General features: G+C 50.4%; 18 protein-coding genes, 1 tRNA gene and 2 rRNA genes (1 of these 21 running past the window's edge). 11 read left to right on the top strand and 10 right to left on the bottom strand.

The window, feature by feature from the left end:
* Positions 1–6: 6 nt before the first annotated feature.
* From ACGHTT_RS02270 to ACGHTT_RS02260, 3 genes are all read left to right on the top strand, one after another.
* Entirely contained in the window at positions 7–939 is a 933-nt protein-coding gene (locus ACGHTT_RS02270) for a DUF2167 domain-containing protein (protein ID WP_390593267.1), read from the top strand.
* A gap of 166 nt (positions 940–1,105) precedes the next feature.
* Positions 1,106–2,191 (top strand): porin, encoded by a 1,086-nt coding sequence (locus ACGHTT_RS02265; RefSeq protein WP_390593266.1) that lies wholly within the window; start codon positions 1,106–1,108, stop codon positions 2,189–2,191.
* A 10-nt stretch (positions 2,192–2,201) separates the two neighbouring features.
* A complete protein-coding gene (locus ACGHTT_RS02260; RefSeq protein WP_390593265.1) occupies positions 2,202–2,609 on the top strand; it encodes a phosphate ABC transporter substrate-binding protein in 408 nt (135 codons plus the stop codon).
* Positions 2,610–2,731: 122 nt separating this feature from the next.
* Here ACGHTT_RS02260 and ychF read toward each other — a convergent pair whose 3' ends face one another.
* The 8 genes from ychF to ACGHTT_RS02220 form a co-directional block, all read right to left on the bottom strand.
* Positions 2,732–3,823 carry a redox-regulated ATPase YchF gene (ychF, locus tag ACGHTT_RS02255; protein ID WP_390593264.1) on the bottom strand — a complete coding sequence of 364 codons (1,092 nt, stop codon included), beginning with the start codon at positions 3,821–3,823 and terminating at the stop codon, positions 2,732–2,734.
* Positions 3,824–3,843: 20 nt separating this feature from the next.
* On the bottom strand, positions 3,844–4,428 hold the full coding sequence (gene pth, locus ACGHTT_RS02250; protein WP_390593263.1) for an aminoacyl-tRNA hydrolase: 585 nt from the start codon (positions 4,426–4,428) through the stop codon (positions 3,844–3,846).
* A 56-nt stretch (positions 4,429–4,484) separates the two neighbouring features.
* Complete coding sequence (locus ACGHTT_RS02245; RefSeq protein WP_390593262.1) at positions 4,485–5,126, bottom strand: 50S ribosomal protein L25/general stress protein Ctc; 642 nt, start codon at positions 5,124–5,126, stop codon at positions 4,485–4,487.
* A 93-nt stretch (positions 5,127–5,219) separates the two neighbouring features.
* The gene (locus ACGHTT_RS02240; RefSeq protein ID WP_390594970.1) at positions 5,220–6,152 is read right to left on the bottom strand and encodes a ribose-phosphate pyrophosphokinase; all 933 of its coding nucleotides are present in this window, start codon (positions 6,150–6,152) and stop codon (positions 5,220–5,222) included.
* A gap of 135 nt (positions 6,153–6,287) precedes the next feature.
* Positions 6,288–6,362, bottom strand: a tRNA-Gln gene (locus ACGHTT_RS02235).
* Entirely contained in the window at positions 6,353–7,222 is an 870-nt protein-coding gene (ispE, locus tag ACGHTT_RS02230; protein ID WP_390593259.1) for a 4-(cytidine 5'-diphospho)-2-C-methyl-D-erythritol kinase, read from the bottom strand. The genes ACGHTT_RS02235 and ispE overlap by 10 nt, the downstream gene beginning before the upstream one ends.
* 2 nt (positions 7,223–7,224) lie before the next feature.
* Complete coding sequence (gene lolB, locus ACGHTT_RS02225) at positions 7,225–7,875, bottom strand: lipoprotein insertase outer membrane protein LolB (RefSeq protein WP_390593258.1); 651 nt, start codon at positions 7,873–7,875, stop codon at positions 7,225–7,227.
* A complete protein-coding gene (locus ACGHTT_RS02220) occupies positions 7,876–9,621 on the bottom strand; it encodes a tetratricopeptide repeat protein (protein WP_390593256.1) in 1,746 nt (581 codons plus the stop codon).
* Positions 9,622–9,827: 206 nt separating this feature from the next.
* Here ACGHTT_RS02220 and hemA point away from each other — a divergent pair, with 206 nt between their 5' ends.
* From hemA to ACGHTT_RS02180, 8 genes are read left to right on the top strand one after another with little or no spacing between them, the layout of a single operon-like run.
* Positions 9,828–11,090, top strand: a complete 1,263-nt coding sequence (gene hemA / locus ACGHTT_RS02215; RefSeq protein WP_390593255.1) for a glutamyl-tRNA reductase — start codon at positions 9,828–9,830, stop codon at positions 11,088–11,090.
* A gap of 10 nt (positions 11,091–11,100) precedes the next feature.
* A complete protein-coding gene (gene prfA / locus ACGHTT_RS02210; RefSeq protein ID WP_390593252.1) occupies positions 11,101–12,189 on the top strand; it encodes a peptide chain release factor 1 in 1,089 nt (362 codons plus the stop codon).
* A complete protein-coding gene (prmC, locus tag ACGHTT_RS02205; protein WP_390593249.1) occupies positions 12,189–13,034 on the top strand; it encodes a peptide chain release factor N(5)-glutamine methyltransferase in 846 nt (281 codons plus the stop codon). Before prfA ends, prmC begins: the two co-directional genes overlap by 1 nt.
* The gene (locus tag ACGHTT_RS02200; RefSeq protein WP_390593248.1) at positions 13,024–13,764 is read left to right on the top strand and encodes a HesA/MoeB/ThiF family protein; all 741 of its coding nucleotides are present in this window, start codon (positions 13,024–13,026) and stop codon (positions 13,762–13,764) included. The genes prmC and ACGHTT_RS02200 overlap by 11 nt, the downstream gene beginning before the upstream one ends.
* 53 nt (positions 13,765–13,817) lie before the next feature.
* Complete coding sequence (locus ACGHTT_RS02195) at positions 13,818–15,077, top strand: YjgN family protein (protein ID WP_390593247.1); 1,260 nt, start codon at positions 13,818–13,820, stop codon at positions 15,075–15,077.
* Positions 15,078–15,079: 2 nt separating this feature from the next.
* On the top strand, positions 15,080–16,171 hold the full coding sequence (locus ACGHTT_RS02190) for a M48 family metallopeptidase (RefSeq protein ID WP_390593245.1): 1,092 nt from the start codon (positions 15,080–15,082) through the stop codon (positions 16,169–16,171).
* Between the two features lie 57 nt (positions 16,172–16,228).
* Positions 16,229–18,232: a protein-disulfide reductase DsbD family protein gene (locus ACGHTT_RS02185; RefSeq protein WP_390593243.1), complete on the top strand. Its 2,004-nt coding sequence runs from the start codon at positions 16,229–16,231 to the stop codon at positions 18,230–18,232.
* Entirely contained in the window at positions 18,229–18,831 is a 603-nt protein-coding gene (locus ACGHTT_RS02180; RefSeq protein ID WP_390593241.1) for a thioredoxin family protein, read from the top strand. The genes ACGHTT_RS02185 and ACGHTT_RS02180 overlap by 4 nt, the downstream gene beginning before the upstream one ends.
* A 569-nt stretch (positions 18,832–19,400) precedes the next feature.
* Here ACGHTT_RS02180 and rrf read toward each other — a convergent pair.
* Together rrf and ACGHTT_RS02170 are read right to left on the bottom strand one after the other, a co-directional pair.
* Positions 19,401–19,516 (bottom strand): 5S ribosomal RNA (gene rrf / locus ACGHTT_RS02175).
* A gap of 312 nt (positions 19,517–19,828) precedes the next feature.
* A 23S ribosomal RNA gene (locus ACGHTT_RS02170) occupies positions 19,829–22,239 on the bottom strand; it runs 476 nt beyond the window's last position.

The following is a 22,239-nucleotide window of genomic DNA, read 5'->3' as shown; positions in this document are numbered from 1 at the left end:
CGACCGATGCTAAACCTAACCCGCTTAACACTTGCCTTCTTGCTCGCACTCAGCCTAACCAGCGTAAGTTTCGCGCAAACACCCACCGATGCAGCAGACGCCGATGTGATAACAGCAGAGGTAACCAGCGAAGAGCAAGCCTACCAACAATGGGCCGCCGACTTCCTCGACTCATTGACCCCACAAACCGGAACCATTGCCCTGCCTGGTGGTATCGCCAGCTTAGACGTACCCGAAGGTTTTTATTACTTGTCACCAGAAGACACCAAACGGGTACTGGAGGAGGCTTGGGGCAACCCCGAGAGCGAACTTAACTTGGGCATGTTGTTTCCGGCCGATTATACGCCGATTGATGGCGCATCTTGGGGCGTCACCATCGATTACGAAGCCGAAGGTCATGTGTACGATGATGATGCCGCAGAGATAGATTACGCAGAATTACTGGCGGACATGCAGGCCGACACCCAACATGAATCCAAGTTCCGAGTCGAGGCGGGTTACGATGCTATTACGCTGGTCGGCTGGGCCTCACAGCCTTACTACGATGCCGAAACCCATAAACTCTATTGGGCCAAAGAGCTTAAATTCGGTGACGCCGATGAGAACACGTTGAATTACAACGTTAGAATTCTAGGGCGCGAAGGTGTACTGGTTCTGAACTTTATCGCCTCTATGCCACAACTTGCAGAAATTGAAGCCGCCCGAAACGATGTGCTCGCCATGGCCAGCTTCACCGACGGCAACCGCTACGCCCAATTCGACCCCTCTATAGATCAAGTGGCGGCCTACGGCATTGGCGGTCTAATTGCAGGTAAGGTTCTGGCCAAAACTGGTTTAATTGCGATGGCCTTAATCTTTCTCAAGAAATTTTGGTTTTTACTTTTTATACCTCTAGTTTGGTTGAAAAACGTTATCTTTAAAAAGAAAGCGTCCGTATAGACCTGCTAATCAGCGCGGAAACGCTACCTCAGCGGCTCCGCAGCCCGAAAAATATATAAAAGATCCGGTTAAGAACAAATTAGCTTATAGACCAAACCCAAAGTCTCTGGCGCCGTGCTATTTCTGATCTAACGTTAACCTAGACTAAAAAAAGTAGAGGTTAACCATGCAGCAAAAAATATTGGCGAATGCTGTTGGATTCGCGGTTTTAGCAACAGCACTTAGCGCCAGCGGCGAGATCAGCTTTTCAGGTTTTACCAGCATCAACGCCGGTAAAGTGCTAAGCGGGACTGGAGTTCCGCAGTACGACGTTCCACCCACCTTCCTCGCAGACTACCCCATAGTGTCATCCTACGATGAAGATTGGTCGTTTACGCCTGAGTCGTTGATCGGCATCCAGGCCAATGCCAACCTCGCCCAGGGTCTCACAGCCACGGCCCAACTGGTTGGCCGCGGTGCAGATGATTACAATGCACGGCTCGAATGGGCCTACCTTTCCTACGACATCAATGACAATTGGACTTTCCAGGCCGGCAAAAAGCGCTTGCCATTGTTTTATTATTCCGACTTCTACGATGTTGGCTACGCCTATGTCTGGATGAGACCTCCCGCAGATACGTATACCTGGCAAATATTTAATTACAACGGCGCAAATCTGAATTATCGCGACACCTGGGGCGAGTGGGCATTTGGCGCCAGTGTTTATGGCGGCAATGAAGACAGCAAAGACAATCAGTTGCTAAGTGAGTTCTTCTTTCTAGAACCGACTCGGGAAATCTGGAAAGATATTTTGGGCGGTGTTGTGACCCTAAGCCGAGACTGGCTCGAAGTGCGCTTGACCCACATGCAGTACACCAACAAACGCTATCGCAGCGGTGTGCCTGTGTTATGGGATGGCAAGGATGAGCGGCAAGGTAAATTTTATGGCATGGCGGTAAATGGCGACTTTGGTAACTTCTTTTTTCTCACGGAATTAAATCGTTTAGACCTAGGCGGAAATTTGGATACCGGCATGCTCACACTGGGCTATCGCGTCGGTGACTACACACCCTTTGTAGGCTACTCGACGTTTAAGGAAGATGCGGAAGGCGACCCCGAAGATCACAACACAACCTTCCTTGGGCTACGCTGGGACTTTCATTCCTCGGCGGCGTTTAAAATTCAATACGACGAAGTAAAAGATAATTCATTTGATCTGGCCGTCGCCGGTGATAGCAAAAGTTTAACCTTCGGCATCGACGTCGTATTCTAAGGAGCCTGAAATGAAAAAAATCATCTGTGCAGGACTACTTAGCGCAAGCACTATATGCCAAGCAGAGGTTGCCGTTATTGTGCACCCGAGCAACAGTAATAATATGGATGCAACCGGCATCACACATCTATTCCTCGGTAAAGCAAAGGCTTTCCCCGACGGCTCCACGGCCATCCCTATAAACCAACCTGAAAGCTCTAGCAGCAGCGCCGAATTCATGGATAAAGTGCTAAACAAATCGGCGAGCCAATTGAAAGCCTATTGGTCGAAGTTGCTTTTTACTGGGCAGGGCACGCCTCCCAAGGAGGTAAATAGCGATGCGGATGTATTGAAACTCGTTGCCGAAAATCCCAACACCATTGGCTACATTGATGCAAATAATGTAACCGCCAACGTTAAAGTAGCGGCCAAGTTTTAACCAATAGAAACGAGAACTAAAAAAGGGATCTCGCGATCCCTTTTTTTCAGAATTTACATTCGAACATTAAACGTTAAACGTTAAACGTTAAACGTTAAACGTTAAACGTTAAACGTTAAACGTTAAACGTTAAACAAAAAGTGCAATACATCGCCATCTTTGACGACATATTCTTTACCTTCTTTGCGCGACTTTCCGGCATTTTTTGCACCCTGCTCGCCCTTGTATTCAACAAAGTCATCGTAGGCGATGGTCTCAGCGCGGATAAAACCTTTTTCAAAATCCGTGTGGATAACACCCGCCGCCTGCGGTGCCGTGGCGCCAACTTTTATGGTCCATGCACGCACTTCTTTCACGCCGGCAGTAAAGTAGGTTTGCAAACCCAAGAGCTGGTAACCAGCGCGAATGACACGATTTAAACCCGGTTCGTCCATGCCCATTTCAGCGAGAAACTCAGCTTTATCCTCGCCATCCAGCTCGGCAATATCGGCTTCTAACTTATTGCAAATGGGCACCACCACGGATTTTTCTTCAGCGGCAATTTTAGTCACTACATCTAAATGCGGGTTGTTTTCAAAGCCATCTTCGCCCACGTTAGCGATATACATGGTGGGTTTAAGCGTTAACAAATTAATTTCTTTCAGCAACAACAACTCGTCTTTATCTAGGCCAAAAGAGCGCAAGGGCTTAGCTTCATTTAAGTGTGGTTGAATTTTTTCTAATATAGCCTTCATGGCCATAGCGTGCTTATCTTGACCCTTAGCCGCCTTGGCATACCGGTTTATCGCCTTATCAACGGCCTCCAAATCGGCTAGGGCCAACTCGGTGTTAATCACTTCAATATCGGCAGCCGGGTTTACACCGTTAGCCACGTGAATAACGTTGTCGTCATCGAAGCAGCGTACGACGTGGGCAATGGCATCGGTTTCGCGAATATTAGCCAGGAATTTATTACCTAGGCCTTCGCCTTTTGAGGCGCCAGCAACGATACCAGCAATATCGATAAACTCCATGGTAGTTGCCACTACGCGCTCGGGTTTAACAATTTCTGCTAGCTTATCTTGGCGCGGATCGGGTACAGCCACCACGCCAGCATTGGGCTCGATGGTGCAGAAAGGAAAGTTTTCTGCACCTATACCCGCATTGGTCAGCGCATTAAACAAGGTGGACTTGCCAACATTAGGCAGACCTACAATTCCACAATTAAAGCCCATAACTATTTCCTCGAAATCAATTATTTCTTGGTGTGCAATTCGCGCATCGCCGCTTCCAAATCGCCAGCCACTGTTGGCTTTATTTGGCGTAAGGCATCGGCAATGGCATCGTCGATAAGTTGTTGTTCCGCGATCGGTGCGCGTTTAAGCACGTAGCCGGACACCTGACTGGCATGGCCTGGGTGGCCGATACCTATGCGCAACCGCATAAAATTTTTGTTATTAGCGAGCGAGCTAATAATGTCGCGCAATCCGTTGTGACCACCATGACCGCCGCCAACTTTTAACCGTGCGACGCCCGGCGCTAAATCTAATTCGTCGTGTGCGACTAAAATCGCCTCTGGCTCAATTTTAAAAAATGTCGCCAATGCCCCCACAGACTGACCACTGCGGTTCATAAAAGTCGTGGGGATAAGTAAACGAACGTCTTGGCTGCCAATAAATATTCTGGCGGTTAAACCGAACACTTTATTGTCAGGTACTAATTGGGCGCTGAACTGACGTGCTAGTTCAAAAACGAAATCGGCCCCTGCATTATGTCGCGTCCGATCGTACTCTAGGCCGGGGTTTCCCAAACCAACGATGAGTTTAATTGGATCGCTCATAATGCAGGGGCCATATTCAGGCAGAGAGCCCAGCAACTAGCCGGGCCGCTAGCAAATTACTCTGCGTCTGCTTCGCCTTCCGCTTCGTCAGTGCTGGCGTCGTCTGCTGCCATACCGCGCGGCTTGATGATGCTAACAACGGGCTGATCGTGCTCTGCGCCGTGAGACAATTCGATAGACTCAACACCTTTTGGCAGTTTCAGATCAGAGATGTGCAAGCTTTCGCCCAAGCCTAAATTGGCCACATCAACTTCAATGAACTCTGGCAGATCTTTTGGCAATACATTGATTTCCAAATCTGTCATCAGGTGAGAAACGATACCGCCACCTTGCTTAACGCCTTTGGCCGTTGCTTCGTTAATGAAGTGCAACGGTACGCGGACGTGCATCTTCTGGCCACGAACAACGCGCTGGAAATCAGCGTGCAAAATTTGTGGCTTAGAGGGGTGACGCTGCAGATCTTTCAACAAAACGTCTTCCGCTTTACCGTCCACCACGATAGAGATGATGTGCGAGTAAAATGCTTCGTTCTCCAAAGACTTTACTAAGTCCTTGTGAATCAATTGAACGTTTGCAGGTGCAGACTTACCGCCATAAATGATAGCGGGAACTTTGCCAGCGAGACGACGAAGGCGGCGGCTCGCACCTTTCCCTTCAAGGTCACGCTTTTCAGCGATAATTGTAAATGCATCAGACATTGTAGTGTCCTCAATAATCCATCAGAACCTGCGACCGGTTTTGACAGGGGTTTAAAAAGCCGATGATTCGGCGCTTAACACGGTGCCCGCCGCTTACATGCGGAACATAGCACTCAGTGATTCTTCATTGCTCAAGCGGCGCACCGCCTCAGCTAACATTCTTGATAAGGTCAATTGACGTACGCGGCTACATTGGCTCGCGGCTTCATTCAACGGAATAGAATCCGTTACCACTAGCTCGTCAAGTACAGAGCCGTCTAGGTTTGCAATGGCCTTACCGGATAACACTGCATGGGTACAGTAGGCTACAACTTTCTTAGCGCCACGCGCTTTTAACGCGGCAGCGGCGCTACATAAAGTGCCCGCGGTATCGACCATGTCATCGATCAATAAACAGGTGCGACCATCAACGTCGCCAATCAGGTTCATCACTTCGGCCATATTGGCTTTCGGGCGACGCTTATCGATGATGGCGAGTTCAATATCCAACTGCTTGGCCACGGCGCGGGCGCGAACAACACCGCCAATATCGGGCGAAACCACAACCAAATCTTCAAACTTTTGTTGCTCGATATCTTCAATTAAGACCGACGAGCCGTAGACGTTATCAACCGGCACATCGAAGAAGCCTTGAATTTGCTCGGCGTGTAAATCGACAGTTAAAACCCGGTCTACACCCACAGCAACCATCATATCGGCCACGACTTTTGCGGTAATAGGCACACGGGCTGAACGCACACGGCGATCTTGCCGAGCATAACCAAAATAAGGAACAACAGCAGTGATACGGCCAGCGGAGGCGCGACGCAAAGCGTCGACCATAACGATCAACTCCATTAAGTTATCGTTGGTAGGCGCGCAAGTAGACTGCACAACAAAAACATCGCAACCGCGCACGTTTTCGTTCAGTTCAACGGATATTTCGCCGTCGGAGAATTTATTAACACTGGCATCGCCTAAAGGCAGCCCCAATTGATCAACGATTTTTTGCGCCAACGCAGGGTTTGCGTTGCCGGTAAAGACCATGAAATTGTTCACGAGGGAGTTACCTTTGCTGCCAGTTAGCTGTCTGTGTCAGATTCTTTTGATCAACTCAAAGTCACTGATTATAGAAGTAAGATGTTGCGCATGCCTGCGCACGAACACCTTAATACCTGAATATGGCTGGGGCAGAAGGATTCGAACCTTCGCATGACGGGATCAAAACCCGCTGCCTTACCGCTTGGCTATGCCCCAGTAACGTCAACTTTCTGTAACAGATTATGTAAGGGTGATGCATTCACAGCTTGCGCTACGAACCCTTGCCAACGCTTCGGCAGAATACACAAAACGGCTTGTGCTGCTTCTGCACTGGCGAAGGCGCAATACACACTGGCACCTGTTCCAGTCATCTGAGCTGCACCAAATTGATTAAGCCAATCAATGACTTGGCGCACTTGAGGGTAGAGCGTTGCAACCAACGCTTGGCAGTCATTCTGCCCACCCTGCTCAAGAAAGGCCGCTACTGTAATGTCGGCTGTGTCTCTTGTCAAATCTTTGTTTGAAAATATTGCGGCGGTAGAGACATGGCAATTTGGCGTGACCACCAGATACCAATGGCTCGGCATCTGCACCGGCGTTAAGCGCTCGCCAACACCTTCCGCCCAAGCAGTCTGGCCCATAATAAACACCGGCACATCGGCCCCCAGCTGCAGCCCAACCTCGGCTAAATGCGGCAAACTTAACCCCGTTGACCAGAGGTAATTTAACGCCACCAGCGTGGTCGCCGCATTCGACGAACCACCGCCTAGACCGCCGCCCATGGGAATGCGCTTATCAACACTGATGGTCGCACCCTTGCTGCAGCCCGTGGCTTGCTGCAGCGCGCGGGCAGCCCGCACCACAAGATTATCGGCATCTGCCACATCGAGCATGGGCTGAGCCAGCGAGATAAGGCCATCATCCGTTGGGTGAAAAACCAAATAATCGCCATAATTGAGCAACTGAAATAAGGTTTGGATATTGTGGTAACCATCGGGCCGGCGGCCTGTGATGTGCAAGCAGAGATTTAACTTGGCCGGTGCTGGCCAGCGTAGCAAGGAAGATTGAACCGGCATAACTACTGATTTGCCCCTAACGTTTTTGCGCCCAATTGCCATTGATTGATCACTAAGATTAAACGCACGCCGAGTGACGAGGACTCGGCCTTAATTTTACCGGGCAGCGCCTGCTCGCCGACCCAGTGGTACTGGCTGTACTCCATACGCCAGCCAGCCTGCTGCTGACTAAGCAATAGCCCCTGCTCGTCGCGCATGAGTTGCCGCCTGTCTGCGCTCGCCGGTGACGGCAAGGCGCGCAGCCAATACTTCAATTGATGCACTGGCAACTGCCAACCAAACTGCTGGAACACTAAGGTCTCAACGTCATCAGACTGGTAGTGCTCGCCATCTTGCTCCAAGGTTGCACCGCTATTAGAGCCCAACACTTTAGCGCTACCTTGCCCTAAGGGGCCCTGCAGACTTATCACATAATCTTGTTTTTGCTGATCCCAGGTAATGTAAATAGAGGCACTCTCGCCGGGCGCTTTAACGCCGAGCTTGCCCTTAAAAGACCAATGCTCAAGGCGCATTAACTGCTGCTCGCGCTGATCGAGCAGGGCGTCGGCGGGAACAGGTATATGTTTACCGGCACACGCCTGAAGCAGTAATGCTCCAGCCAACACCAAGGCCAATTGACGCCACGAACACAGTAAGTTGCTAATGCGAGTCATCTATTCAGGGGCACCTAAGCGTTGCATGACCGCGGGAATCAAGTCGCTATTCGGGTTCAGTTCGATCCCCTCGCGCCAGACATCTAAGGCCGCCGCCCTATCGCCAGTCACCCAAAGCACTTCACCGAGGTGGGCGGCAATTTCTGGGTCGGGAAACAGCGTATACGCCTCCTTTAAGCGCAATAGGGCCTCAGTATAATTTCCCATGCGATAGCTGACCCAGCCCAAACTATCAATAATCGCGGCATCATCTGGCTTCAACGTATGGGCTTGCACAATCAGCTCGTAAGCCTCATCGAACCGGTCGGTGCGATCAGCCAGCGTGTAACCGAGGGCATTCAGTGCCATGGCGTTGTTCGGCTCGTAGCGAATAACTTTGCGAAAATCCAGCTCGGCTAGGTCGAGCATGTTGCGCCGCTCGTTGATCATGGCCCGACTGAAGAGCAACCTTGTACTATCGGGCACTACCGCCAGGCCCTGAGATAAGATTTGCTCAGCGGCCTCTAGGTGATCGTATTTGCCGTACACCTCAGCCTCCAGGGCAAACAAGCGCTCAACTTGCTGAGGCACGGTTTTACGCACAGCCTGCATTCTTGCGTTAGCCGGCTTTAACTCGCCCGCCGCGACCAATATCTCCAAGGTTTGCACCAGCGCCGGCATAAAATCTGGCCCCAGCTCTACTTTCAGGTAATTATTTAACGCGTCATTGAAATCACCCTGCTGCTGAGCGATACGCGCCAAATAGTAGTAAGCCGTAGATCTACGCGACTCTATGTCGGTTAGCTGCTCAAACAACGCCTTGGCCGGCTCAAAATTCTTTTGTTCGAAGCGAATCAGTGCGAGAGACAAGAGCAGATCGGCATCGTGAGGATTGTCCTGCACCAACACCTCAAATTGATCGGCAGCCTTTACCATATCCGTGCCCGCTAGCATGCGCGCATACTGCAACCGAATCCGGTTATCGCCCGGGTTGGTGTCTACCAGTGCCGCCATCTGGCGAATAGCGCCCACTTGGTCGCCCTGTTGGAAGCGGATACGCGCTTGCAGGGCTTGCGCTTGAAAGTGCTCTGGATCTAGCTTGACCGCTTTTTTAACCGCGGCCACCGCTTGATCCATCAACCCCTGCTGCTGGTAGGCAAGCGCCAACGCCATCCATAGCTCAACGGCGTCGGGATACTGAGGCTTCAGCGTTTCTAGCCCGACGATCAATTGTTCGCGCTCGATATCCGTGCCTTTACTGGCGTAGGCAGCGACCGTCTGCAACAACATAGGGTTGCCTTGCGCCGCTAAATAGTCTGCATGGGTAAAAGCTTCCGACAAGCGCCCAGCCTCAGACAGTTCGGATGCGGCAAGCACGCGAGCTTCATTGTTTTCTGGCTCGACCTCAACCCAGAGCACGGACATTTCAAGCGCGGCCGAGCGATTCTCTAGGAACCGAGCGATACGCGTGGCTCTGGCAATTACCCCTGGATCACGGGTTTTATGGGCTTGTTGCACATAATTGCCCAGGGCGATATCAAAGCGCTCGCGGCTACCGGCCATTTCGGCGACTAACAATGCGTAGAAAGTATCTGGCTCAAAAGCGCGCGCTATAGGCGCGGCAATTTCGGGCTCGACAACGTCTACGCCTGCCTCATCAAGTTCTTGCTCGGTCTCTGCCACTGAGGGTTGTTTTTCGAGACCAGCGCAACCCACGAGTGCGGCAAGTAGGATAGCGACAATGGATAAGCGTGTGTAAAACGTCATAAATCTCCGTTCCAGGGCGCAAGTTCAGGCCGCTGCTAAAAACGATTAATGAGCCAAGAGCAGCAGATTACCACGCTCCGGCAAACAGGTAATAGCCTACCCTGCTATTTCGAGCCAAAGGTAAAATTACCTTCGCACTTGTCAGCAGCCTCCGCAAACAGGACAATTGGCGGTCTTTTTACCTAAATAGTTAATTCTGTAAACCCATGACCTTTCAGGCCTTAGGCATCAATCACCACACGGCACCGCTAGCACTGCGCGAGCGGGTAGCCTTTGCGCCAGAGACGGTGACCTCAGCCTTACAGGATGCAAAGTCTCAACTTGGCCTGAAAGAGCTAGCCATACTATCGACCTGCAACCGGACGGAGCTGTATTTTCACGGCGAGATTGAGACCGTAAAAGTCCTGCAATGGTTCAGCGAGCATCATAAAATTAGCTTCGATGAGCTATCGCCTTACCATTACCTGCACTCAGGTGACGGCGCCATCAATCACATGATGCAAGTCGCCTGCGGCCTCAACTCCCTGATTTTAGGTGAGCCGCAAATATTAGGGCAGATGAAATCCGCCTACGCGGTGGCCTGCGAAGCCGGCACTGTAGCCAGTCAGTTGCACATTGCATTTCAGCAAGTGTTTAGCATCGCGAAAAAAGTACGCACCGAAACCGCCATCGGCGAAAACCCCGTTTCCGTCGCCTATGCGGCCGTGAGCTTGGCGCAGCAAATTTTCGCCGATCTGAGCGAGCAATCAGCGCTGCTTATTGGTGCCGGCGAAATGATTGAGCTGGTGGCGCGACACCTAAGCGAGCAAGGGGTAAAAAAAATCACCGTCGCTAACAGAACGCTGTCCAGAGCGGCGGATTTGGCCGAGCGCTTTGGCGCCAAACCTATTTTGTTGTCAGACATTCCGACAGAACTACACAAAGCCGACATCGTTATTTCCTCTACCGCCAGCCAGCTGCCGATTCTCGGTAAAGGTTCGGTCGAAGACGCGCTAAGAAAACGTAAACACAAACCCATGTTCATGGTCGATATCGCCGTACCCAGAGATATCGAACCGCAAGTGGCTGAACTGGATGATGTGTTTTTATTTAGCGTTGACGATCTAAAAGAAGTGATAGACGTCAATCGAAAGTCGCGCGAAGACGCGGCCATGGCGGCAAGAGAAATTATTAATGAAGGCGTGCTGAATTTCAGTCGTCAACAAAACGCCCTGGGCGCAAACTTCACCATCAAAACGCTGCGCGAGCAGACCGAGATAAAAAAGCATGCCGAATTAAAAAAGGCCTTAAATGCCCTGCACAGCGGTGCAAATCCAGAGCAGGTTTTGACTCAACTGGCCAACGGCCTGACTAATAAATTTTTACATCAACCAACCACGGCCTTACGCGAAGCAAGTGCAGACGGCCGCGATGACATTTTGGTGATGGCCAATCATTTGTTTGCCCTAAACGCAAACAAAGCGGAGTAAATAGATTTAAATGAAAGACTCTATTCGTTTTAAGCTCGAATCACTCGACGAGCGCTATGAAGAAGTTTCGGCCCTGCTTTCTGATGCGGATATTATTTCCGATCAAAATAAATTTCGCGAACTTTCCAAAGAGTACGCTGAACTTGAGCCCGTCGTGCAATGCTTTCGTCGCTACCTTGCGTTAGAGCAAGATATTGAAGAAGCCAAAGAGTTATTAAAAGACCCAGATCCAGAAATGCGCGAAATGGCGCAAATGTCTTGGGACGAGGCACGCGAAAAAGAAGAGCCCTTGACGGCAGAACTGCAACTATTGCTACTACCCAAAGATCCTAACGATCACAAAAATATTTTCCTAGAAATTCGTGCCGGCACCGGCGGTGACGAAGCGGCCATTTTCTCCGGCGATCTATTTCGCATGTACAGTAAATACGCTGAAACACGCGGCTGGCGCATAGAAATCATCAGCGAAAACCACGGTGAACACGGCGGCTACAAAGAGATTATCACCCGTGTTGCGGGCCAAGGCGTGTACTCGCAAATGAAGTTCGAATCGGGAGCGCACCGGGTTCAGCGGGTTCCTGAAACGGAATCGCAAGGCCGCATTCACACCTCCGCTTGCACCGTCGCGGTGATGCCTGAAGCCGACGAGATGGAAGAAGTGAACATTAACAAAGCGGATATTCGCGTCGACACTTTCCGCTCCTCCGGCGCCGGCGGTCAGCACGTTAACAAAACCGACTCGGCCATTCGTATCGTTCACATTCCAACCGGTATCGTCGTCGAGTGCCAAGACGAGCGCTCGCAGCATAAAAATCGCGCCCGTGCCATGTCGCTCTTGGCGGCGAAATTAAACTCGGCCCAGGAAGATAAAGCCGCGCAGGAAATGGCGGATGAACGCCGCTCGCTAGTGGGTACCGGCGATAGATCCGAACGCATTCGCACCTATAACTATCCGCAGGGACGAGTAACCGATCACCGTATTAATTTAACCTTGTACAAATTAAACGAAGTCATGGAAGGTAAACTGGACGAAGTGATTCAACCACTCGTACACGAATACCAAGCGGATCAATTAGCGGCACTCGCCGGCGACAGTTAATGCTGACAATTAAAGCCGCACTCTCTGAAGCATCCGCTATCGCCAGCGATAGCGCACGGCTCGATGCAGAACTGTTGCTTTGTCACGCCATTGGCAAACAACGAACCTATTTATACACCTGGCCAGAAGCAGCGCTTTCCGACCAGCAAGCGTCATATTTCAACGAGCTGATCGAGCGGCGTAAGCTTGGAGAGCCCATTGCCCACATAATTGGTCAGCGCGAATTTTGGTCGCTACCAATCAAAGTGAATGCCTCTACACTGATTCCCAGGCCAGCGACCGAAGCACTCATTGAATGGCTCCTAACGCAATCTTTTCCGTCCAACTGCGAGCTACTGGACCTCGGTGCAGGTACAGGCGCCATCGCCCTCGCGCTCGGCTACGAAAAACCGGCTTGGCAAATTACTGGGCTGGACATATCGCCGGCCGCCGTAGCACTCGCGCAGGAAAATGCCCTTAACCTACAGATAAAAAATTGCACTTTCCAAGTAAGTAATTGGTTTAGTGCAATCCAACATCGGCGCTATGATCTTATTATTTCCAACCCGCCCTACATCGACGCAAAGGACCCTCACCTCTTACAGGGAGACGTTAGATTTGAACCGCTATCGGCGCTTGTGGCCGAAGAAAATGGCCTAGCGGACTTACGGTGCATCATTAATGATTCGATAGAACATTTAAATAATGAAGCCACCCTGATACTCGAGCACGGCTACAATCAGGCAGGTGAAGTGCGAAACATGCTGCTGGCAACGGGGTTTTCAGACGTAGGTAGCGGCATGGATCTGGATGGACACGAACGCTTTTCTTTCGGCCGCTGGCGAGCAAATACCCATGAAAGATGATCAACTACTGCGCTATAGCAGACATATTTTATTAGACGATATCGATGTTGCGGGCCAGGAAGCGCTATTGCAGTCAAAGGTTCTTATTGTCGGCGTAGGTGGGCTAGGCAGCCCCGTTGCGCTCTACCTTGCCGCCAGTGGCGTGGGCCATTTAACCCTGTGCGATGACGATCACGTTGAGCTGAGCAACCTACAACGCCAAGTCATTCACTCCACCTCGCGCATTGGGCAACAAAAACCGACCTCTGCAAGTGCTAGCATTAACGACTTAAACCCCGATTGCGCCGTGACATTAATCCACTCGCGGCTCACTGGCCAAGAACTTAACCAAGCAGTTCAAGTCGCAGACATGGTTGTGGATTGCAGTGATAATTTCGACACCCGTTTCGCCCTCAACCAAGCCTGCAAAACATTTCGCAAACCCCTCATTTCCGGCGCCGCCATTCAATGGGAGGGGCAGGTCAGCGTGTTTGATCATCGAGACCCTTCGAGCGCCTGCTACCGCTGTATCTATGGCCCAAGCGCCAATGATTTATCCTGCGCCGAATCTGGTGTTGTCGCGCCACTCGTGGGTATTATAGGCACGGTGCAGGCGCTAGAGGTGGTAAAACTTATCACCGCAACAGGCTCTAGTCTGAGCAATCGCTTGCTTTTGTTAGATGGCAAGGTTATGCGCTGGCAAGAGATACGGCTACAAAAGGACCCCAACTGTCCTTGCTGTGGAATTTAGTTTAAAAAGAAGACACAATACATTCACCACTACGATCATCTAGGGAAGGAAACGTGACTCATACCTATAACATTCTACTCACCGGTACTTTTAACGAAGACGCTGATCCAGCGCAAGCTATCGCCGCCTTTGCAACTGCGTCAGGCATCAGCACTGAAAAGGCCCAGGCACTCTTTGCGAGCGCGCCCAGCGTCATCAAAAAGAATGTCGATGAAGCGACGGCAAAAAGCTACCAGGCAAAATTGAACTCACTTGGCATTCAAACCGAGTTAGAGCCTGTTGCCGATGACGTCAATAGCGCCGCTGCAAGCAGCCCAACGGCATCGAGCACCGCGAAGAAACAAACCATACACTTTAGTTTTAGCGGTAAAGGCTATGAATATTTCAAAATTTGGATTGTAAATATTCTGCTCGTTATTGTTACCGTCGGCCTCTATTCACCTTGGGCCAAAGTCAGAAACACCCAGTATTTCTACGGCAATACAACACTTAACGGCGCCAGTTTTGCGTTTACTGCAGACCCAGTGAAAATGCTTATCGGTCGTTTAATTGCGTTGGGCATCTTCATTCTTATCGGTGCGCTGCAATATTACTCGCCGCTAACCAGCCTCTTAGTCACCCTGCCCTTAATTTTCCTATTTCCATGGGTGCTAAACAAGTCTCTAGCTTTTTATGCCAGAAATACCACGTATCGCAATATCCGTTTCCGCTTCACCGGCACTTACTGGCCAGCGTTTAAAGCATTCTTTCTATGGCCTATAGCTGCCATGTTTACCTTTATGCTGCTCATGCCTGTTGCCATTCAACGCCAGCAAACTTACATCGCTAACAATCACAATTACGGCAACAAGAGCTTTACCTTCAATGGTAAAATTGGCGAGTTTTATAAAATCTTCCTCATTTCCATTGCCTGTGTTGTGATTGGAGCAATCGCCGGTTCCATTATCGGTCTTATATTCACGCCTCTGATGGCCTTCGGTATCGCAGCCGGATATATCTGCTCAATCATTTATTTTATTGTGGCAATTAATAACCTTTTCTTTAATAAGCTCAACCTTGCGGATCACGACTTCAAAGCCAACTTTGACTACAAAGACTACGGCTTAATCCTGATAGGTAACTTTATCCTCACCATTATCACTCTCGGCCTTTACATACCTTGGGCTAAAGTGAAGTTGGCGAATTATGCGGCTGAGCACACCGCCATAGATGTCAACGGTGATCTCGATAAATTCATTGCAGTTAGCCAAGAAGACCCGTCTGCCTTCGGCGAAGAATTTGGCGATGTATTTGATATGAATGTTGGATTCTAGATTTGACTTTTCACATCACAGGTCACTGGCAGGACGGCGCGAGCAGCGCCAGCCTGCCGGCACAACTTACCGGCAATGGCGAACTTGTGACCCTAGCTATTCAAGGCCAGCCGAGTAAAACCTTGTCGCGCGACGGCGTTAAAGTGTCGCCCAAACTTGGGCAAACACCACGTTACATCCAATTCGCAGAGTTAACAGGCCAACTTGAAACCAGTGCACACGAACAACTTGAGCAGCTATTAAGCCAACATAAAAAAACCTGGTCAGACTATATCCATCAGCTCGAACACAGTTTACTGATGGTGCTGATGGCGACCCTAGTAACCTTAGGTTTGGGTGTGAGCTATTTCCTTTGGGGAATTCCTGCTGCAGCCGATCTGGTGGCTGACAAGCTACCTGAATCCTTGCTACAAGAAGCCTCCGACGAAACCTTGATGATTTTAAATAAGCGCTATTTCAGTGAATCGCAACTGGAGGAAGCACAACAGGCATCATTTCGAGACAGTATCGCTAAGGCGGCTCCCAATTACGACTTAAACAAACTGCACATCGTTGATGGCGGCGACATGGGTGCCAATGCCCTCGCACTACCGGACGGCACCATTGTCTTTACCGATCAATTGATTCGTTTAGCCGACGGCAATGAGGCGCAATTACTCGGTGTATTCGGACATGAACTGGGTCATATTGCGCACAAGCACTCACTTCGCCAGATACTACAAAACTCTGCCATTTCCCTCACCATTGCATTAATTGGTGGTGACACCAGCGCCTTAGGTGACATTGTTCTGACATTACCTATTGTATTTTCACAATTGGCTTTTTCCAGAGACTTTGAACTAGAAGCAGATAGGTATGGGGTACAGTTTCTAACCGATCGCGGCTATGACAAGCAAGCGTTTGCCGACATGCTAACCAAACTCTATAACAGCCATTGCACCGCGGCAACAGACGCCGACAGCAATGCCGATACCACAGCAGATACCGATGTCGAAGAAAATGCCTGTGAAGACAAAGATACTTGGCTCAAATACCTAAGCACGCATCCGCACTTGGAGGCACGCATTCAAACGGTCTCAAACGCTAACCACTAGCACCGGACGGCGTTCTCCGTTTAACATCTGGGCATAGTCGGACGATTCGGAACCGTTATGGCCTTCTCTCGCTCCTTTTTGCTCATTGTTTTTAGCTTGCTCGCATGGGCTTCGCCGGCGCTTTCGAACAGTGAAGCTTTTGGCCCACACATACGAGTCGAGCTCATCTCTGAACATCGTCAGCTGCAAGCGGGCTCTGAGCACTGGCTAGGTGTTCTGTTTGAACCCGATCCACACTGGCACACTTACTGGCTCAACCCTGGCGACTCTGGCGAACCTCCAGCCGTAGATATCACGCTAACTGCAGGCGCGGTTGCCGGCGAGTTAGCATGGGAGATACCGGAGGTTATCCCCGTTGCCCATTTAATTAACTATGGTTACGGGCGCAGCCTGCTCATGTTGCCAGTGCGCCTACCCGCAGAGTTTACCGGCGCACTGAATATTGATGTAGCGCTAACATGGTTGGTGTGTAAAGAGGACTGTATTCCTGACAGCGCCACACTTGCCTTAAAACTGCCAACGTCAGAGCAAGCACCCATTTTCAATAACCGCCGTATTACTGAAGAGTTTGCTAGAGCCAGAACTAATCAATACTCTCACCAAGATTTAGCGGCAGCAGTAGAAATCACCGATCAGGCCATTGCGCTTTCTTTGCCGACGGAGCTAATCGGCACCTGGACCCTATTACCTTTTGCTAGCGATTGGGTTCGCCATAACGCTAAGCCAACGTTTGCCCTAGATCAAGCAAAGACCTTGATCAGCTTTGAAAAGAGTCAGTACTTTTGGCAAGCACCTGAATTCATGCAATGGCTCGCCATAAGCTCAGACGGCAAACAAGCATTCAGTTTTACGGCGACACAAAACCAAGCTCCAGCTGAAACTCAGGCGCCTAACATTCTAATCATAATGATCATGGCTTTTGCCGGTGGTCTGCTTCTGAATCTCATGCCTTGTGTTCTGCCTGTTTTGACCATCAAGGCCATGTCTCTGGCCCAGAACAAAGATCAAAGGCAACGCCGCCTAGGCGATGCCTACGCTGCCGGCGTTCTACTTAGCTTTATGGGGTTTGCCTGCATTATTGAGTTCGCCAAACTATCGGGGCAGCACTTGGGTTGGGGTTTCCAAATGCAGTCCGCCAGCTTTGTATCTTTCTTAGCGTTACTGTTTTTTGCCCTCGGCTTGATACTCACAGACGCCATTCGCATTGGCGGCAGTTTGCAAAATACCGGCAATAGTCAATTGAGTCATCTGAGCGGCAGATCGGCAAGCTTCATGACCGGCGGCCTTGCTGTACTTGTAGCCACACCTTGCACCGCGCCCTTTATGGCTGGCGCTCTGGGTTACGCGCTACAAGCCGACACCGTTGAAAACTTTCTGATTTTCATCTCATTATCTATCGGTTTTGCGCTGCCGCTGTGGCTTATACATCGGTTACCCGCAAGTGTTCGCTTACTGCCAAAACCCGGCGCGTGGATGCTGCACTTCAAACACCTGTTGGCGTTTCCGCTGTTTGGTACGGCGATCTGGTTAGGCTGGATAGTGGCGGGGATTTCTGGCGCAAACGCCTTGGTGCTGCTGCTAATACTGTGTCTTGCGCTCTCATTTGGTGCCTACTTGAGCCGCCTAGCATCTAAACCCCTAGCGCTTATGGGCTCAGGCTTAATTGTCGCTCTGCTATTATTAGGCGGCGCCTTCATGCCCCAGAAGACCAACCTTGAGACATCACAAATCTATACGCTAGCTGATATTGCGCAACTCCGAACTGCCAAGCAAAATGTATTAGTCAACGTCACGGCAGATTGGTGCATCACCTGTAAAGTGAACGAACAAATCACTTTCGACACCGACAAAGTTGAAGATGCCTTTAGTCGGCTCAATGTTGCCTACATCACCGTAGATTGGACACGAAAGGATGACGACATCCTTAAGTATTTGGAATCTTTTGGTCGCAGCGGTGTTCCGCTCTACGTTTACTACCCGGTCGGTGGCGCGCCACAAACACTGCCACAGGTTTTAACACCAGATCTTCTTATCAATTACCTTGAAGGAGAAACACCATGATCATCCGCGTAGTTACCTTATTGGCTGCATTATTCGCCACCGGCTTGGCTTCAGCGCGTATTAGCGTCAACGAGCCGGCACCAGATTTCACTCTCCCCTCAAGCAACAATGAAACTATTACCCTGAGCCAGTACAAAGGCAAAATGGTCATTCTCGAGTGGACCAACCATCTCTGCCCTTACGTTCAAAAGCATTACGACAGCGGCAATATGCAAAAGCTACAGAAACAATACACCGATGAGGGTGTTGTGTGGTTATCGATTATTTCCTCGGCCGCTGGCAAGCAAGGTTATGTGACTGCAGCAGAAGCAAATTCACTAACCGAAAATCGAAACGCGTCGCCAAACTATGTTTTATTCGATGCCGACGGCCAAGTAGGTAAAACCTACGGCGCACAAACTACGCCCCACATATACATCATCGACAAAGAAGGTGCGCTACGCTACCAAGGCGCCATCGACAGCATCAAGTCAACCGACCAAGCCGACATTCCAAAGGCAGAAAATTATTTAACCTCAGCAATGCAAGCATTAGCTAAAGGCGAAGCAGTCAAGAGACCAGTGACAGCACCTTATGGGTGTTCGGTGAAGTATAAGTAATAGGTGGCTTACAGTTGACAGGGTACAGCTGACAGGAACGACGGAAAGACAAGCGGCAAGGCGGGGGGCCGCCCCCTGCAAGCTGCAAAATTTTCCAGACACTGGTATATCTTCGCAAGTAAAAGCGAAAGCCCAACCGAGTACTCAGTTGGGCTTTTGTGCATCTGCAGGTTGTTTCTTTAGAGCTTGGTTCTCGGAAAGGTCTTGGCGCCACAGCCTTCCCGACGAGTCCTCGGTGCCGCCTGAATTGATCCGCTTCTATAAAAATTAGCCCGTCTTTCGCCGGCAGCAAAGCTGCGAGGCGCGCCTTGATATAACATCTACGGCCACGCTCACACATGGGCGCGGAGTGGGACGGCGGGGCGGCCATCCGCTGGTCGCTGGACCGCCGGTCCGACGCCTCGGCTAGCGGCCCCAATCCACAGGGATGTGGCGGTGCAGTGAAGGGCAGGAAGCCCGAGAACTGCCACAAATAAAAAGAGGGGTGGTGCGGCACTCCGATTACCCTTGTGAGAGCGCACAAAGCAAAACGCCCTGCAGGATATCCTACAGGGCGTTTTTAGTTAGATGCTTGACAATGTCCTACTCTCACATGGGGAAACCCCACACTACCATCGGCGCTAATTCGTTTCACTACTGAGTTCGGGATGGGATCAGGTGGTTCCAAATCGCTATGGTCGTCAAGCAAACTGGTATGGGTGAATGGCTCCGTCTGCAAAGCATTGCTTTGCGGGGTCATGAACGGCCAGCCATGAAGGGCTGGACTGGGCTCAAGTACCATGGACGGTGACTTGCGATTCACTCCAAATAGGGCGATAAATGCCTTTGTCATCTTTCAATCACAAAGTCGTCGTAATAATTCTGTAGATGCTGAGTCTCTTTGTTACATAAATCTGATTCATTTGTCGTTCTGATTTCTCAGACATAACTTCAGATCGTTCTCAAATCACTTTATTTCATTTCTAAAAAATAACGTCAACACAATCGTTTCTGTTATATGGTCAAGCCTCACGAGCAATTAGTATTGGTTAGCTCAACGCCTCACAGCGCTTCCACACCCAACCTATCAACGTCGTAGTCTTCAACGGCTCTTTAGGGGACTTAAAGTCCCAGGGAGATCTAATCTTGAAGGAGGCTTCCCGCTTAGATGCTTTCAGCGGTTATCCCGTCCGAACGTAGCTACCGGGCAATGCCATTGGCATGACAACCCGAACACCAGAGGTTCGTTCATTCCGGTCCTCTCGTACTAGGAACAACTCTTCTCAAATCTCCAACGCCCACGGCAGATAGGGACCGAACTGTCTCACGACGTTCTAAACCCAGCTCGCGTACCACTTTAAATGGCGAACAGCCATACCCTTGGGACCGGCTTCAGCCCCAGGATGTGATGAGCCGACATCGAGGTGCCAAACACCGCCGTCGATGTGAACTCTTGGGCGGTATCAGCCTGTTATCCCCGGAGTACCTTTTATCCGTTGAGCGATGGCCCTTCCATACAGAACCACCGGATCACTATGACCTACTTTCGTACCTGCTCGACGTGTCAGTCTCGCAGTCAAGCTGGCTTGTGCCATTACACTAACCTCCTGATTTCCGACCAGGATTAGCCAACCTTCGTGCTCCTCCGTTACTCTTTGGGAGGAGACCGCCCCAGTCAAACTGCCCACCATGCACTGTCCGCAATCCCGATTAGGGACCTACGTTAGAACCTCAAACATACCAGGGTGGTATTTCAAGGACGGCTCCATCGAAACTAGCGTCTCGACTTCAAAGCCTCCCACCTATCCTACACAAATAGGTTCAAAGTTCAGTGCAAAGCTACAGTAAAGGTTCACGGGGTCTTTCCGTCTAGCCGCGGGTACACTGCATCTTAACAGCGATTTCAATTTCACTGAGTCTCGGGTGGAGACAGCTCCGCCATCATTACGCCATTCGTGCAGGTCGGAACTTACCCGACAAGGAATTTCGCTACCTTAGGACCGTTATAGTTACGGCCGCCGTTTACTGGGGCTTCGATCAAGAGCTTCGCTTACGCTAACCCCATCAATTAACCTTCCAGCACCGGGCAGGCGTCACACCCTATACGTCCACTTACGTGTTTGCAGAGTGCTGTGTTTTTAATAAACAGTTGCAGCGGACTGGTTACTTCGACCACCGACAGCTTACGGAGTAAATCCTTCACCGTCAGTGGCGTACCTTCTCCCGAAGTTACGGTACTATTTTGCCTAGTTCCTTCACCCGAGTTCTCTCAAGCGCCTTGGTATTCTCTACCTGATCACCTGTGTCGGTTTACAGTACGGTTCTTTGTTACCTGAAGCTTAGAAGCTTTTCTTGGAAGCATGGCATCAACCACTTCGCTCAATAAATTGAGCTCGTCATCAGTTCTCAGCCTTAGGGGACCGGATTTGCCTAATCCCCCAGCCTACAACCTTAAACACGGACAACCAACGCCGTGATGGCCTAGCCTTCTCCGTCCCTCCATCGCAGTAACAAAAAGTGTAGGAATATTAACCTACTTCCCATCGACTACGCGTTTCCGCCTCGCCTTAGGGGCCGACTAACCCTGTCCCGATTAACGTTGGACAGGAAACCTTGATCTTCCGGCGGGGGAGTTTTTCACTCCCCTTGTCGTTACTCATGTCAGCATTCGCACTTCTGATACCTCCAGCATGCTTCTCAACACACCTTCAACAGCTTACAGAACGCTCCCCTACCCCACAGACATAGTCTGTAGCCACAGCTTCGGTTGCTAATTTAGCCCCGTTACATCTTCCGCGCAGGCCGACTCGACTAGTGAGCTATTACGCTTTCTTTAAAGGGTGGCTGCTTCTAAGCCAACCTCCTAGCTGTCTAAGCCTTCCCACATCGTTTCCCACTTAATTAACATTTGGGACCTTAGCTGGTGGTCTGGGTTGTTTCCCTCTTGACAACGGACGTTAGCACCCGCTGTCTGTCTCCCGGATAGTACTCACTGGTATTCGGAGTTTGCATGGGGTTGGTAAGTCGGGATGACCCCCTAGCCCAAACAGTGCTCTACCCCCAGTGGTATTCGTCCGAGGCTCTACCTAAATAGATTTCGGGGAGAACCAGATATCTCCGAGCTTGATTAGCCTTTCACTCCGATCCACAAGTCATCCCCTAATTTTTCAACATTAGTGGGTTCGGTCCTCCAGTTAGTGTTACCCAACCTTCAACCTGCTCATGGATAGATCGCCCGGTTTCGGGTCTATTGCATGCGACTAAAACGCCCTATTAAGACTCGGTTTCCCTACGGCTCCCCTAAACGGTTAACCTTGCCACATACAATAAGTCGCTGACCCATTATACAAAAGGTACGCAGTCACACCACGAAGGTGCTCCTACTGCTTGTACGCATACGGTTTCAGGATCTATTTCACTCCCCTCACA

The organism is Simiduia litorea (assembly GCF_042853465.1).
GTDB classification, from domain to species: domain Bacteria; phylum Pseudomonadota; class Gammaproteobacteria; order Pseudomonadales; family Cellvibrionaceae; genus Simiduia; species Simiduia litorea.
This window is presented reverse-complemented; position numbering and strand designations above follow the sequence as displayed.